Here is a 15,487-nt window from a genome sequence, read left to right on the forward strand (position 1 = left end):
AACTTGCGTAAGTTTAAATAGTCCAAAATCTGTATTATAGGTATTTTATAGCATTCACAGCAATCGAACAAGTTAAAAACTTGTTCTACAATAATTTCAACCTTAAACTATTCAGCAAACAATGAAAAAATTTACTCGCCGAGACATCCTCAAGGCAACAGTTCCGAGTTCGCTTGCGATGATGGCCATTCCTACCATCATTCCATCTACTGCTTTTGGTGCTAATGACCGAATGAGAGTTGCCGTTATTGGCATCAATGGTCGAGGGAAAGACCACATTAAAGGCTTTATGTCGCAAGATAATGTGGAAGTTGCTACGCTCTGCGATGTGGATAATGTGGTGTTGCAAGCAGGAGCTAAGGCATTTGAAGAAAAATACAATAAAAAAGTAAATACTGAAGGCGATTTACGCAAGGTTTATGAAGATAAAACCATTGATGCCGTAAGTATCGCTACACCCAACCACTGGCATGCTTTGGCGGCAATTTGGGCCTGTCAAGCAGGCAAAGACGTGTATGTTGAAAAACCTGCTTGTCATAATTTATTTGAAGGCCGAAAATTAGTTGAAGCCGCTACTAAATATAACCGAATTGTACAGCATGGTGTGCAATTGCGTAGTTCGGTAGCGATGCAAGAAGCAATCAAACATTTACGAGATGGACTTATTGGTAAAGTTTACATGGCTCGTGGAACAGTCTATAAGTGGCGACCAGATATTGGTAATCTTGGCAAATCTCCCGTTCCTGAAGGTTTAAACTGGGATTTGTGGCAAGGCCCGGCACAAGTACGTGATTTTAGCAAAAACTATGTGCATTATAACTGGCATTGGTTTTGGGATTATGGTAATGGCGATGTGGGAAATCAAGGCATTCATGAAACGGATTTGTGTATGTGGGGATTGAATGTTGGTTTACCAGAAACAATTACCTCAGCGGGCGGAAAATACCTTTGGAATGACTGCAAAGAAACGCCTGAAGTGTTGAGTACAACCTACAATTATCCAAAAGAAGGGAAAGTAATTCAAATGGAGGTACGTCCGTGGATGACCAATAAAGAAGATGGCGTGGAAGTAGGTAATATTTTTTATGGAGATAAAGGTTACATGGTTGTCAATGGCTATTCAGATTATAAAACCTTTTTGGGAAAAAATCGTGAACCAGGCCCAGCTCGAAATGCAGGCGGTGACCATTATAAAAACTTCATAGAAGCAGTTCGAGCAAAAGATAAATCTATGTTGAATGGCCCAGTAGAAACAGCACATTTGGCAGCAAGTATTGCTCATTTAGGCAATATTTCTTATCGTTTGGGCAGAACATTGCATTTCGACCCAGCCAAAGAAACATTTGTAGGCGATAAAGAGGCTAATGCCATGCTCACTCGTAAATATCGAGCTCCTTATGTTGTTCCTGATAAAGTTTAGTTTTTCTATAACGATGGCAAATAATCTAAAAAATATTTTACCCTAAACCTCTATGAAAGAAAATAACCAATCATTAACTAAACAACTTTTAAAATTACCTGTAATCGTAGCTGCTTTGGGCTATTTGGTAGATATGTACGATTTGTTTTTATTCAGTGTCGTGCGTGTTCCGAGTCTAAAAGCTCTTGGTGTTTCTGACGAATTACTATTGCCCGAAGGTGTGTTTTTACTCAATATGCAATTGGCAGGATTGCTCATTGGCGGCGTACTATGGGGAATTATGGGCGATAAAAAAGGTCGTTTATCAGTGCTTTTCGGCTCAATTATTCTTTATTCATTATCAAATATGGCAAATGGCTTGGTGCAAACTTTGCCACAATACGCTGTTCTGAGATTTATTGCAGGAATTGGTCTTGCAGGAGAATTAGGTGCGGGAATCACACTCGTTGCTGAATTATTACCACAAAAACTCAGAGGCTATGGAGCTGTTATTGTTTCAACAATGGGTGTTTTAGGTGGAGTTTTAGCCTATTTTGTAGCAGATTTGTTTGAATGGAGAGCTTCTTATTTCGTTGGTGGAGGTTTAGGTTTATTACTTTTATTACTAAGAATCAATGTTTTTGAGTCGGGTTTATTTCTAAAACTAAAGCAAGAAAAAGCCCAAAGGGGAGATATTTTGATGATTTTTACTAATGGACAAAGACTCAAAAAATACCTTTTAGCCATAATTGCAGGCGTGCCATTATGGTTTGTGGTAGGGGTGTTAGTTACATTTTCTCCTGAATTCGGTAAAGCTCATGGACTCACAGAAACAATTATTGCAGGAAAATCTGTCATGCTTACTTTCTTGGGGCAATCATTCGGGAATGTTGTTTGTGGGTTATTAAGTCAACAACTACAAAGTCGCAAAAAAGCCATTGGTATTTTTATGATTTTATCGTTCGTAATGATGCTCGTTTATTTAGTCGCACCTGTTTCCTCCACTTTTGTTTTTTATAGCATCATTTTTCTATTAGGATTTTTTAATGGGTATTGGACTTTGTTTATTATTATGGCTGCCGAGCTTTTCGGTACAAATATTAGAGCAACGGTGGCAACTTCGATTCCAAATTTTGTCCGTGGAGCAGCTATTCCATTGACCGCCTCCTTTGCAGCTTTAAAGCCTGATTTTGGTGTTAATAATGCAGCTATAATCATCGGAGCGATTACGGTTGGAATATCTTTACTTGCTTTATTCTTTTTAGAAGAAACCTTCTCAAAAGATATGAATTATGTGGAATGATTTGACGAAGTTTGCGTTTGAAAAATTAATTTAAATATGAAAAAAAATCAAACGCTATTATTTCTAATCCTTGTAACAAATACAGTTTTTGCACAACAGGTTGTTGTCAATAAAGAAAATGCCACAAAAAAAGCCTTTTTTGGTGATTTTATGGATGATTATGACATTCGTTATTCCATCAATGATTCTTTATGGACACAATTTCCAAAAGCAAAATATCATGTTATTAAATGGAATGTAGAAAAGCAGTATATTATCACAAAAAATGATGCTAATAATACAAGTGATAAAAATTTATATACTCGAATTGATTACATGACTTTTGAAAATATGCCTCCTTATAATTGGGGTTTTTGCTTGACTACTTATGATGCACAAACCAGTGATGCTGCTGAAGCCGTCGAGAAAGCAGACCGAACGAATCCAAGAAAAGGATGTAATGGATTTCCGTTTTCAAGAATGAAAAAAGTCGAAAAATAGTTTTCGTTTATTTTTACCAAAAAAGCCACTCGAAAAATCTTTCAAGTGGCTTTTTGTATTTGATAAGAATAATTAACAACTAAATTTATTTTTTATCTGGATTCAATAAGTCGTAGAATTGGTCAAGTTTTGGCATTAAAATGATACGAGTACGGCGATTAGTCGCACGACCTTCTGAAGTATCATTGGTAGTAAGTGTATTATATTCACCTCTTCCTGCTGCAATCAATTTATTTGGGTCGATGCTAAAGTTTTGTTGTAAGGTACGTACCACTGAAGTTGCACGTTTTACACTCAAATCCCAGTTATCATTGATACATTCATTGCTAATAGCTACATTATCGGTATAGCCTTCCACCATTACATCTAAATCAGGTCTTGATTTGATGATTTGGGCAATTTTTCCTAAAACATTATTAGCATTTGGTGAAATTTTCGAACTTCCACTGCTAAACAACATTTTATCAGAAATATTGATCATTACTACTGTTTTATCAACTTTTACTTCTACATCTTTGTCGTCGAGGCCAGTGTTCAATACACTTTTCAGATTAACTGCTAAGGCCAAATTAATAGAATCTGCTTTAGTACGAGCCGCTTGAAGCAAATTGATATATTTGTCTTTACTTGCCAATTGTGATAAAGTTTTATCAATGTTGTCATTGGCTGCTTTCGACAAAACAGTTAAGTTACCAACTTGCTCAACTTGTTTATCACGTAATTTTCTCAAATCAGCAACTTGGTCTTTTAAATCGTTGATTTGTTGATCACGTTGTTGAATTGTACTAAGTGAAGCATTTTTTTGAGCTTCCGTTTCTTGTTGTGTTTTCGCCAAACGGTCAAGTTTATCTTTGTAATCTTGCACCGAATCTCCACATTTTACTAAGTCAGCCTGTGCTTTGTCATACTGTGACTGTAAAGCGGTTAATTTCTTTTTTGCAACACACGAAGCCATCGACAGGCCAATAAGCATAACCAACAAAGGTTTGAAAATAATTTTCATGATTTAAGTATATTAGTTTGAGTTATTATTTGGATAGTTTTTACTACAAAATTGATAAATTAAAATATTTTAAAAAAGGTTTTTTTTAATTTATCTTATATTTTTAATTTACCATGTGTTTTTTAATAAGCTTTCTACCAACAAGTCATCATTTGGTATGATTATTATTCGTGAAATAACATTTAAACTCTAATAACGTTAATTTCAATAATAATTTCAAGAAAGTCAACGTAAAATATAAGACATTCTTGAAAAACATCAAAAACTTGCTTTAATTTGCTCAAATCTTTTTTAAATCATATAAATCTGGGATAAGTCATGCTAAAAGGCCTAAAATTGGATACAACAGCAGAGAAAAATATCAAAACTTGGCTAAAAGGCAAGTATGATGCTGATACAAAAGCAGCTATTCAAAAATTAATTGATGAAGGGAATTCAACACAGTTGACAGATTCTTTCTACAAAAACCTCGAATTTGGTACTGGCGGTATGCGAGGTGAAATAGGTGTCGGATCTAATCGTATGAATAATTATACTGTAGGGGCAGCCACACAAGGTTTGGCGAATTACCTCAACAAAACATTTCCTAATCAAGAAATAAAAGTAGCTATTGCTCATGATAGCCGAAATTTTTCACCTGAATTTGCTCGTGTAGCTGCTGATATTCTATCGGCTAATGGAATTACAGTTTATCTTTATAAAGAATTACGCCCAACACCACAACTTTCGTTTACTGTACGTCAGTTGGGTTGCCAAAGTGGAATTGTCATTACAGCATCGCACAACCCACGTGAATACAATGGTTATAAAGTTTATTGGACTGATGGTTCGCAAGTAGTAGCTCCACACGATAAAAATATTGTTGCAGAGGTAAACGCTATTACAAATGTGAAAGACATTAAGTTTAGAGGTGTGAAAAAACGCATCAAGATGATTGGTGAAGTACTTGATAAAGCTTATTTGAAGGCTGTTAAAAGTATTTGTGTCAATCCTCGTATGATTAAAAAGCAATCTGATTTGAATATTGTGTATTCTTCTATTCATGGTACGGGAATCACAATGGTACCTAAAGCATTAGCTCAATTGGGATTTACCAACGTAAACATTGTTGCCGAACAAGCAACCCCAGATGGTAATTTTCCGACGGTAGTTTATCCAAACCCAGAAGAAAAAGAAGCGATGAGTTTGGCTCTAAAAAAAGCCAAAGAAATCAATGCAGATTTAGTAATTGCCACTGACCCTGACGCCGACCGTGTGGGAATGGCCGTGAAAGACCCTAAAGGAGAGTGGCAGTTGTTGAATGGTAATCAAGCTGCAAGTTTAATTATCTATTATTTGTTGAAAGCATGGAAAAAAGCTAAAAAACTCACAGGAAATGAGTTTGTAGCAAAAACTATTGTTACAACTGATTTGATTGATGAAATGGCTGCAAAAGCAGGTGTAAATTGTTATAATACACTGACTGGATTCAAATATATTGCTCAAGTTATTAGAGAATTAGAAGGAAAACAAACATTTATTGGTGGAGGTGAAGAAAGCTATGGCTATTTGATTGGTGATAAAGTACGTGACAAAGACGCCATCGCCAGTTGTGCGATGATTGCAGAATTGACTGCTTTTGCCAAAAATGAAGGATTGTCATTGTTTGATTTCTTGGCTGAAATGTACCAAAAGAATGGTTTCTACTACGAAGGCTTGATTTCCTTAACGAAAAAAGGGAAAACTGGTGCGGAAGAAATACAACAAATGATGCTTGACTTCAGAGCAAAACCACCAAAATCATTGGCTGGTTCAAAAGTTGTTCGTATGGATGATTATAAATCACTGGTGACTAAAGATTTAAAGACTGGAGAAGAAAAAGCTATTCCATCTGGAGAATTAGGTATTGAATCATCAAATGTTTTACAATTCTTCACAGCCGATGGTACTAAGTTTACTTGTCGTCCATCAGGAACTGAACCCAAAATCAAGTTTTATGTTGGCGTAAGAGCAAAATTGAAGAAGAAAGATGAATTTGATGCCACTTTAGAGGCATTAAAAGAGAAAGTAAATGCCATTCAAGCTGAATTAGATTTGAATTAATATAGGAGTAAAAACCTGTAAGGTTTGAAAAAATCTTGCAGGTTTTAAATTATACCCAAAATGCCAACAACTAAATTTCACCTTGCCCAAGTAAATATCTCAAAGTTATTAGAACCCATTGATAGCCCATTATTGGCAGATTTTGTAGGACAATTAGATAAAATCAATGCACTTGCCGAGCAAAGTAAAGGCTTTGTATGGAGATTGAAAGGAGATAACGAAAATGCCACAGCACTTCGGGTTTTTGAAGATGATATGATTATCATCAATATGTCAGTTTGGGAAACAATCGAAGATTTAAAAGATTTTGCTTTCAAAACCGCTCATACAATGGTTATGAAAGACCGAAATAAGTGGTTTGAAAAACCACAAGACGCCGCCTTAGCACTTTGGTGGATTCCCGTAGGGCATATTCCTACGCCACAAGAAGCAAAAGAAAAATTAGCAAGTATCAATAAAAATGGTGCCACTTCTTTCGCATTTACTTTTAAAAACGTACATTTACCCCACAATCAGTAAGCTTTCAATATTATTCTAAGTAAATGTCAAAATTTCAATCCATAATTATTTTATTATGCTTGTTGGCAAATTTTGACCTCCATAGTCAGCCTGAAGATACCACTTTCTTTAAAACTAAGATTAGCCGTGTTGAAATTGCTGGAAGAGATGAAAAATTGCAAGATATTTATTATGTTCGTTATGAAGACAATGCAATAGAATTGGATTTGGTTACCATTCCCCAAATTCCTAATGTTACTTATAAGTTTCGAATCATTGAAAGTAGCTTTGACGGAAATAATGTATCGAAATGGTTTTTCACTAAACAACCATTTCTAAGAATAGATACATTAAACCCTGCAATTTATCATTTTGAGATTGTTGGAATTGCTCCCGATAAAAGAGAAGGACAAGCAGTTTCGGTTGAATTTAAGATAGAATATCCTTGGTGGCGGTCATGGTGGTTTTGGGGAGCTTGTTTTATTACCCTTTTTGGCCTTTTTTACGGAAGAGAACGGTTTCTTAAATTTTGGGCCGATGAAGAACAGAGACACTATCGCCAAGTAACAGAGTTAGAGCTACGAACATTGCAATTGCAAATGAACCCTCATTTTGTATTCAATGCTTTAAATGCAGTGCAAAGTTTTATTTTGACCCGTGATAGTATTTCGGCAAATAATTATCTTTCAAAATTTGCCAATCTTATTCGTTTGTTTTTAGATTCTTCACGAAGCAAATACATTGTGTTGTCAGATGAAATAAAACTCTTGAGTCTTTATGTAGAGATGGAAATGCTACGGTTTGAAAATAAATTTGATTTTCATTTAACGATTGCTCCCGAGGTAAATCGTTTTACTGATATTCCAACAATGATTTTACAACCTTTTATCGAAAATGCCATTAATCATGGACTACGATACAAAGAAACCAAAGGCAATTTGTATGTTAAATTCTATAATCAAGGCAAATATTTAGTTTGTCGAATTGAAGACGATGGGGTAGGTAGAGAACGTGCCAGACAAATCCAATCGAAATCAAGTAAAGGATATAAATCACAGGGCTTGAAAATTACAGAGGAACGGCTACGTACATTCAATATGATTGCCAATTCTGATATACATTTTTCAATAACTGATCGTACACAAGCTTCATCTGTTCATAAAGAAGCTGATATAGGAACATTGATAGAAATTAAATTCCCAAAATTTGGTTAATAATTAATCTTTATATTGCTTTGTAGTCATTTATAAAATGTGCCTTATAAATTTACTTCATCAAATTAAAGACTAAACTTGTATTTAAACAATAATACTATGTATAAGGCAATCATAGTTGACGACGAAAATCGAAGTGTCGAAACCCTCAAAAGTATTATTCAACAATTCTGTTCTAATGAAGTAGAAGTGACGGGTACTGCCAACTCTGTGCAAGAAGCCTATACACTTATTCAAACAACTTCGCCCGACATTGTTTTTTTAGATGTAGAAATGCCACATGGTAGTGGCTTTGATTTATTAGAAAAGTTTACAAAGCCAAACTTTGAAGTAGTTTTTACGACAGGTTTTGATCATTATGCAGTGACAGCAATAAAATTTAGTGCCTTAGATTATCTTCTCAAACCTATTAATATTGAAGAAGTACGAGATGCAATTGCAAAAGCAAAAAAGCGTATAGAAGGTAAGCACACACAACAGAACCTCGAACACTTAATTAAAAATCTGAGACATCCACGTGACAAAACTAATAAAATACCAATTTCAGTTGTCAATGGTTTTCAGTTTGTACCAGTCAATACTATTGTTTATTGTGAAGCAGATGATGATTACACTTATGTGCATTTAGTAGAAAATCAGAAATTAACAGTATCAAAAAATATCAAGGAGTTTGAAGACATACTTACAAGCTATGACTTCTTTCGCATTCATCATTCTTTTCTTGTCAATCGAGATTATATCAAACGTTATATCAAAGGCGAAGGTGGAACTATTCTGACCGAACAAGGAAATGAGCTTCCTGTTTCTCGCCGCCGAAAATCTGAATTCTTAGAATGGTTAAATAATTTCTAATATTAACCATACTTTATATATCCTTCATTCAAGTATTCAATCAGTTTTTAGTAAAAAAAAGCAAATGAACCTTTTGTTTTAAGAAAAAAATTTTTTTTTACTGAAAAAAGCTACCGTTTAAAAATAAACCTGCCACTTATGGCTTTTTTACTACCATTTACCGATTTGTAGTTGTGGTGTTAAAATATGGGACATAAATTGCTCATAGAATTTAAAAACACAGTAAGCTTTCCTTAAAAAATAGCCGTATGAATAAACTACTTTACACAGCACCCTTTAGCCTCGAAGGCTTTAGTGTGGTACCAAATGTGGTTAGTCAATCCACAGGAACAAATCTCGCAATGAGAGTCGCTGGAATGCGTAATATGGTTCAACTCGGCGATATTTTGTACTTAAAAAGTGCAAAGAATTATACTATCTTTAAATTAAAAGATGGTCGGGAAATCATTAGTTCAAAAACTTTAAAGATTTTTGAGGAAGAACTCCTTGAAATTTCAAATTTCGTAAGACCTCATCGTTCTTACTTAATTAATCTCGAATACGTTGATGATTTGTATTTTAATTGTCGTGGTGGCGAAGTTTTAATACATGATCAAAAAATATTTATTTCTCGCAGAAAGGCAGCGGATTTTCGTCGTAGTTATCGCAGATATTTACGTACAACTGGTCAAAATGTTTCATCTACGATTAAATTGAAGACTACGATCCGGGTTTCTTAATAGTCACCCGTGGTTAATTTTTACTTTTTGGGTTACGAGGAATAAAGTGCTGGTATAATCTGGCACTTTATTTTATTTATATAGTAATCCAAACAAATTGCACCTCTTTTCTAGGTTTGTTGTCCATCCCTATTCTTATCATTTCCCTTCAATACAGGTGAGTACATGAAGATTCTTTTTTAGTGAGCCTACAATTTTGAGTATTCAAAATCAATTTCTTGAAAAGAAAACTTATTATTTATACCAATGGAAAAAACACTAACATTCAAGTATGTTAGCTATTTGTGGGACGAAATTAAAGCCGCTGAATTAGCTCAAAATGAAGTAGATTTGTTCATTTATCGCTCCAATCTTTTAGGAGCAGATTTAAGATTAACCAATTATGCTGGAGGGAATACATCTTGTAAAATTACAGAAATAGACCCTGTAACAGGAGAATCGGTGGAGGTAATGTGGGTAAAAGGCTCTGGGGGCGACATCGGCACACTCACCAAAAAAGGTTGTGCAAATTTATATGTTGAGAAACTCCACTCTTTGAAAAGACGCTACAAAGGCTTGGCATTTGAAGATGAAATGGTTGCTCTCTTTGATCATTGTCTATTTGACCCCAAATGTGCGACGCCTTCGATTGATACACCATTACATGGACTACTGCCATTCAAACATATCGACCACCTTCATCCAGATGCCTTGATTGCGATTGCTGCCAGTAAAGATGGTCCAGCGATTATGAAGGAAATCTGGGGTGATAGTATGGCATGGTTGCCGTGGCAAAAACCAGGTTTCGACTTAGGTTTACAGTTAGAAAAAACAGTTAAAGAAAACCCAAATCTCCGTGGTGTAATTTTGGGGGGACATGGTTTGTTTACTTGGGGCGATACAGCTTTTGATTCTTATATCAATACACTTGAAGTGATCGAAATGGCTTCTGAGTATTTAGAAGCGAATTACGGGAAAAATAGACCTGTTTTTGGAGGAGCAAAATTAAGTTCAAAACCTGCCGAAGAACGCAAATTGGCTGCTGCCGAAATCATGCCTACACTTCGTGGTTTGGCATCAAGTTACCGCCAAATGGTTGGCCATTTTACAGATGACCCACGAGTATTAGAATATGTAAACTCAAATGATTTAGAGCGATTAGCTCAGAAAGGTACAAGTTGCCCTGATCATTTTTTGCGTACTAAAATTCGCCCAATGGTATTAAAGGGAATCTCAAAAGAGGAGATTGAAGCACAGTTTGAAGCTTATCGTGCCGATTACGCTGTTTATTATGAGCGTTGTAAACATCATAATAGTCCTGCAATCAGAGATTCAAATCCTGTAGTAATCTTGTATCCTGAAGTGGGAATGTTTACATTTGCTAAAGACAAACAAACAGCAAGAGTTGCAGCTGAGTTTTATACTAATGCTATCAATGTAATGAAAGGAGCGGAAGCAGTTTCAGAATATGTGGGCTTAGACGAACAAGAGGCTTTTAATATAGAATATTGGTTATTGGAAGAAGCAAAATTGCAAAGAATGCCAAAACCAAAGTCTTTGTCAGGTAAGGTTGCTTTTGTGACTGGTGGTACGGGTGGTATTGGTAAATCAATTTGTGAGGAATTATTAAAAGAAGGAGCTTGTGTGGTAGCTGCCGATCGTAATTTATTAAATGAAACTCAAATAGAGCTACGCAAAAAATACGGTCAGGACACGACTATTTCAACAGGTATTGATGTGGTAAGTGCTGAAGCTATTGCCGAATCATTTCGTAATACAATTTTAGCTTTTGGTGGGGTTGATATTATTGTTAATTGTGCGGGACTTTCTATCTCAAAACCATTGGAAGACCATACCATTGCTGACTGGGATTTACTACAAAATGTATTAGTAAAAGGTCAGTTTTTAGTTTCGCAAGAAGCAGTAAGAATCATGCGTCAGCAAGCAACGGGTGGTGATATTGTGAATATTGCGAGTAAGAATGCACTTTTTGCAGGACCAAACAACGTTGGTTATGGTACAGCCAAAGCTGCCCAAGCTCACATGACCAGACTATTAGCCGCCGAATTAGGAAAAGATAGAATTAGAGTAAATACGGTAAATCCTGATGCGGTTTTACGTGGAAGTAAGATTTGGGAAGGAGAATGGGCAGAAGGTAGAGCAAAGGCTTACGGTATTAGTGTAGAAGATTTGCCTAAAATGTATGCTGCACGAACTTTATTAAATGAAGAAATTTTAACAGAAGATATAGCCAAAGCTGTAAGAGTTTTTGTTGATGGAAGCCTCTCAAAATCTACAGGAAATATTTTGAATGTAGATGGAGGTGTAGCAGTTGCTTTTGTGAGATAAAAATAGTCAAATTTATAACAGTGCCGATTTGTTTAAATAGGCACTATTTTTTACCTTTCAGTAATCATTCTTCATTCATAATTCTAACGGGTCGCCGTAGCGATTCTTAATTGTGCGAAGCACCGATGTATAAACTACAATTCAACCCTAACGAAAAGACACCCAAGTACAAACAAATTGTACAATCTATTGTTGTGGATATTGAACGGGGAGTTTTAAAGAAAAATGAACAATTACCCTCCATCAGTGAGTTAAGCGAAGAGTATTATTTGGCTCGTGATACGGTAGAAAAAGCTTACCGTGAATTGAAAGAGCGTGGCTTTATTACTTCGGTTCAGGGAAAAGGCTTTTATGTCAATGGAGCTGAAACCAATAAAATGCGTATCTTATTGGTTTTCAATAAGTTAAGTTCGTATAAAAAACTAATTTATTATGCTTTTTTGAAGGTTTTGGGTAATAAAGCAAGCGTAGATTTACAAATTCATCATTATGATGCCCGAATTTTTGCAGAAATCATTGATAAGAATTTAGGGAAATATAATTATTACGTTATCATGCCGCACTTTTTTCCTGAATCAGAAAAAATGTTGGCTTTGAAAACCATAGAAAAAATTCCTTCCGAAGAATTAGTCTTGCTCGATAAGGATTTACCAGAATATACAAAGCTATGTTTGAGTGTTTATCAAGACTTTGAGAAAGATATTTTTGATGCGTTAGACGATGCCCAAGATTTATTGAGTAAATATAATCGAATGGTTTTGGTTTTTCCGAGCGATGGCAATTATCCCTCAGAAATTGTTCGTGGGTTTAGACAATTTTGTGTCAATCATAAAAAAGATTTTGTGATTAAAGAAAATGCTTTTGACGAATCTCTTCATGCAGGAACGGCTTATTTGGTAGTAGAAGAAACTGATTTGGCTGAATTAGTGAAGAAAACCCGTCAATCGAATTTTATTTTAGGTCAAGATATTGGAATTATTTCTTTCAATGAAACTACTCTGAAAGAATTATTAGAAATTACCGTAATTACTACTGATTTCGAAACGATGGGGCGTACGGCTGCCGCTTTATTGCTTGATAAAAAACAAATCAAAGTAAAAAATCCTTTCTACACGATTCGTAGAAGTAGCCTTTAAAGTCAATGGTCGATAGTCCACAGATTTCTTCTTTATATCTGTGGACTTATGGACTATCGACCGTGGATTACTTCAATCTTTCTTCAAATAATTTCAAAATACGTTTGTACTCATCCATCCAAGAAGTAGGCTCTACAAAACCATGATCTTCCATAGGGTAGGTTGCCATTTCCCAGTTTTCCTTTTTCAATTCTATTAAACGTTGTGCTAAACGATAAGAATCTTGAATATGAACATTCACATCAACTCCACCATGACAAATCAGTAAATGTCCTTTCAAACCTGCTGCATGATAGATTGGAGAACTTTTTCTGTATGCTAAACTATCGGTTTGTGGTTCGTTCAATATATTAGCAGTATAGCCATGATTATACGCCGCCCAGTCGGTCACAGGGCGAAGTGCTGCACCTGCTGCGAAAACATCAGGCGTAGTAAACATGGCCATTAAAGTGATAAAACCACCATAAGAACCTCCATAAACACCTATTTTCTTAGGGTCAATGCCATATTTTGAAACCAATAATTTTGCCCCATCAACATTATCCTCCAAATCTTTTCCGCCCATAAAACGGTAAATTCCCGTACGACAATCTCGCCCATATCCCGCACTCGCTCGATAGTCAATATCCAAAACAGTATAGCCTTTGTCAACCAATAAATTATGAAACATATATTCTCTTGAATATTGACTCCACCATTTATGGGCATTTTGTAAATAACCAGCTCCATGTACAAACACCACCGCTTTTTTATTTTTGATTTTGGCAGTTGGCTCATAAATTCTCGCAAAAATCTCTACACCATCACGTGCTGTAAACGAAATCACTTTAGCATCTTTCCAAGGATAGGCTTTAAACTCATCAGTTAGTGAAGAGGTCAATTGTTCGGCTTTCGCATTGGGTGTATTTTCCTGCAAAAACAACTCCCAAGGTTTATTGATATATGAATATCGAATAGCTAATTTTGATTCATCAGGTGAAAGAGTGACATCATTTGCCCCTATCATGCTTGTTAATTTAGTTCTTTCACCACCATCAACTGACATTTTATAGAAATGTTGCTCGCCTGGATGTACTTCATTGGTAATTAAATAAAATGATTGTTTGTCTTTTGAAAGCTGTGCCTGTTGTACCTCAAACTTACCTTTGGTGAGTTGTTTTTTCTCATTTGTCAATACATTGATGGTATAAAGGTGCGAGTACCCATCAGCTTCTGATTGAAAATAAAGTGTTTGGTCATTTACCCAACCAATATTTCCGCCACCAAAACCGCTCACTCCTGGGCCGCCAATCCATGCTTCATCGTGCTGACGGTCGAGGTTTTTTAGTTTTCCAGTTGCTGGATCAAGTAACATTATCCAACGATCTTTATTATCTATAGAACGCACTGTAACGACAGCATAAGTGCCATTTATTGACCAATTTGGACTCGAAATCGTAATTTTACGAGGTAATGCCTTCTTTTTTGTTGTATCCTTTTTGGCATAATCTTTCAAAAACTCTGGTTGTTCAGTAATTCCCACAATCTCTTTTGTGATGACTTGATAAACCGTATCTTTTTTGGTGTCATAAATGAAATTTTCATAAATTGGGAGCGGAGCTCCTACCTTTGTTCGTGCAGGTAAATCTTCAGTAAAACCTGACTCCGTTACATAGCTTGGTACAATAGCACTTTTGGCATTTTTAGGCTGTGTCGAAAGTCTATAAGTGATATACCTCAAATCAGGACTTATTCTTGGCAATTCTAATGATTTATCTTCAGTATAAATCTCTTTTGGACGTTTGGGTAAATCAGCCTTAGCAATTTTTTCTGCTTCATCTTTCTTATCTTTTCTTTCTTTCAAAACCTCAAACATATCCAACTGATCGGCTTTTAACCATTTTTCTTGCTCATTGGCTGGTTTTGCTTCTGTTTTTTTGGCTCCTGCAATAAAATTTGAAATTTGCGAAACAGCTCCATCCTCTAAATTCAAGCTAAACAAATTACCACCTTTTGAATAGATGATTTTGGTTTCATCGCCACTAAAATAAGGATTAGATTCTCTTTCAATAGTATTAGTTAATTGTTTGATTATCAAAGTTTTAGCATACATCAAGAAGATTTCACCTTGCTTTTCATAAACTTTCATCGAAAAATTTCTATTGTATTCTCCCGATTGAGCAGGCAAAGCACGACGCTCTTTAGGTGTAACTTTGATAGGCGTTTTTTCAGGAAGAACAATTTTATAAAGTGAATCACCTTTGTTTTTGTCAGGATTCCACGAAAAATATATCGTTTTAGAATCTTCCGACCAAAAAGGATTACTTGGTGAAGTTCCAATCCATTTAGATTGGTCTTGCATGATTTTTTCTACTGTAAGCCCTTGACTATAAGCTGTTTGTAGATGAAAGATAGTAATTAATAGTAAAATTATTTTTTTCATGTGATGAAGGGTTGTAAAATAAAACGTAAATTTAAAAACCTAAAACCTAAA

At 35.4% G+C, this 15,487-nt stretch carries 12 protein-coding genes; 10 read left to right on the top strand and 2 right to left on the bottom strand.

Going from position 1 to position 15,487, the window contains the following annotated elements; all coding sequences use genetic code 11:
* Positions 1-121: 121 nt before the first annotated feature.
* Genes ACQUQZ_RS03265 through ACQUQZ_RS03275 form a run of 3 tightly spaced genes read left to right on the top strand, consistent with a single transcriptional unit; the run spans position 122 to position 3,182 of the window.
* Positions 122-1,420, top strand: a complete 1,299-nt coding sequence (locus tag ACQUQZ_RS03265; RefSeq protein ID WP_435353313.1) for a Gfo/Idh/MocA family protein — start codon at positions 122-124, stop codon at positions 1,418-1,420.
* A 52-nt stretch (positions 1,421-1,472) separates the two neighbouring features.
* A complete protein-coding gene (locus tag ACQUQZ_RS03270; RefSeq protein ID WP_435353314.1) occupies positions 1,473-2,702 on the top strand; it encodes an MFS transporter in 1,230 nt (409 codons plus the stop codon).
* 36 nt (positions 2,703-2,738) lie between these two features.
* On the top strand, positions 2,739-3,182 hold the full coding sequence (locus ACQUQZ_RS03275; protein WP_435353315.1) for a hypothetical protein: 444 nt from the start codon (positions 2,739-2,741) through the stop codon (positions 3,180-3,182).
* A gap of 85 nt (positions 3,183-3,267) precedes the next feature.
* Here ACQUQZ_RS03275 and ACQUQZ_RS03280 read toward each other — a convergent pair whose 3' ends face one another.
* Entirely contained in the window at positions 3,268-4,185 is a 918-nt protein-coding gene (locus ACQUQZ_RS03280; RefSeq protein WP_435353316.1) for an OmpA family protein, read from the bottom strand.
* A 318-nt stretch (positions 4,186-4,503) separates the two neighbouring features.
* Between ACQUQZ_RS03280 and ACQUQZ_RS03285 the strand changes: the two genes are divergently transcribed.
* The 7 genes from ACQUQZ_RS03285 to ACQUQZ_RS03315 all read left to right on the top strand — a co-directional run bounded on the left by ACQUQZ_RS03285 (position 4,504) and on the right by ACQUQZ_RS03315 (position 13,014).
* A complete protein-coding gene (locus tag ACQUQZ_RS03285; RefSeq protein ID WP_435353317.1) occupies positions 4,504-6,267 on the top strand; it encodes a phospho-sugar mutase in 1,764 nt (587 codons plus the stop codon).
* Between the two features lie 60 nt (positions 6,268-6,327).
* Positions 6,328-6,786, top strand: a complete 459-nt coding sequence (locus ACQUQZ_RS03290; RefSeq protein ID WP_435353318.1) for a DUF3291 domain-containing protein — start codon at positions 6,328-6,330, stop codon at positions 6,784-6,786.
* A 23-nt stretch (positions 6,787-6,809) separates the two neighbouring features.
* On the top strand, positions 6,810-7,979 hold the full coding sequence (locus tag ACQUQZ_RS03295; RefSeq protein WP_435353319.1) for a sensor histidine kinase: 1,170 nt from the start codon (positions 6,810-6,812) through the stop codon (positions 7,977-7,979).
* 99 nt (positions 7,980-8,078) lie between these two features.
* Complete coding sequence (locus tag ACQUQZ_RS03300) at positions 8,079-8,831, top strand: LytR/AlgR family response regulator transcription factor (protein ID WP_435353320.1); 753 nt, start codon at positions 8,079-8,081, stop codon at positions 8,829-8,831.
* 248 nt (positions 8,832-9,079) lie between these two features.
* A complete protein-coding gene (locus ACQUQZ_RS03305; RefSeq protein WP_435353321.1) occupies positions 9,080-9,550 on the top strand; it encodes a LytR/AlgR family response regulator transcription factor in 471 nt (156 codons plus the stop codon).
* Positions 9,551-9,796: 246 nt separating this feature from the next.
* The gene (locus tag ACQUQZ_RS03310; RefSeq protein WP_435353322.1) at positions 9,797-11,878 is read left to right on the top strand and encodes a bifunctional aldolase/short-chain dehydrogenase; all 2,082 of its coding nucleotides are present in this window, start codon (positions 9,797-9,799) and stop codon (positions 11,876-11,878) included.
* A gap of 125 nt (positions 11,879-12,003) precedes the next feature.
* The gene (locus ACQUQZ_RS03315) at positions 12,004-13,014 is read left to right on the top strand and encodes a GntR family transcriptional regulator (protein ID WP_435353323.1); all 1,011 of its coding nucleotides are present in this window, start codon (positions 12,004-12,006) and stop codon (positions 13,012-13,014) included.
* Between the two features lie 67 nt (positions 13,015-13,081).
* Here the strand turns inward: ACQUQZ_RS03315 and ACQUQZ_RS03320 are convergent, their stop codons facing one another.
* Entirely contained in the window at positions 13,082-15,436 is a 2,355-nt protein-coding gene (locus tag ACQUQZ_RS03320; protein ID WP_435353324.1) for a prolyl oligopeptidase family serine peptidase, read from the bottom strand.
* Between the last annotated feature and the right edge of the window lie 51 nt (positions 15,437-15,487).

It is taken from the genome of Emticicia sp. SJ17W-69 (assembly GCF_051209875.1).
Classification (GTDB): Bacteria; Bacteroidota; Bacteroidia; order Cytophagales; family Spirosomataceae; genus Emticicia.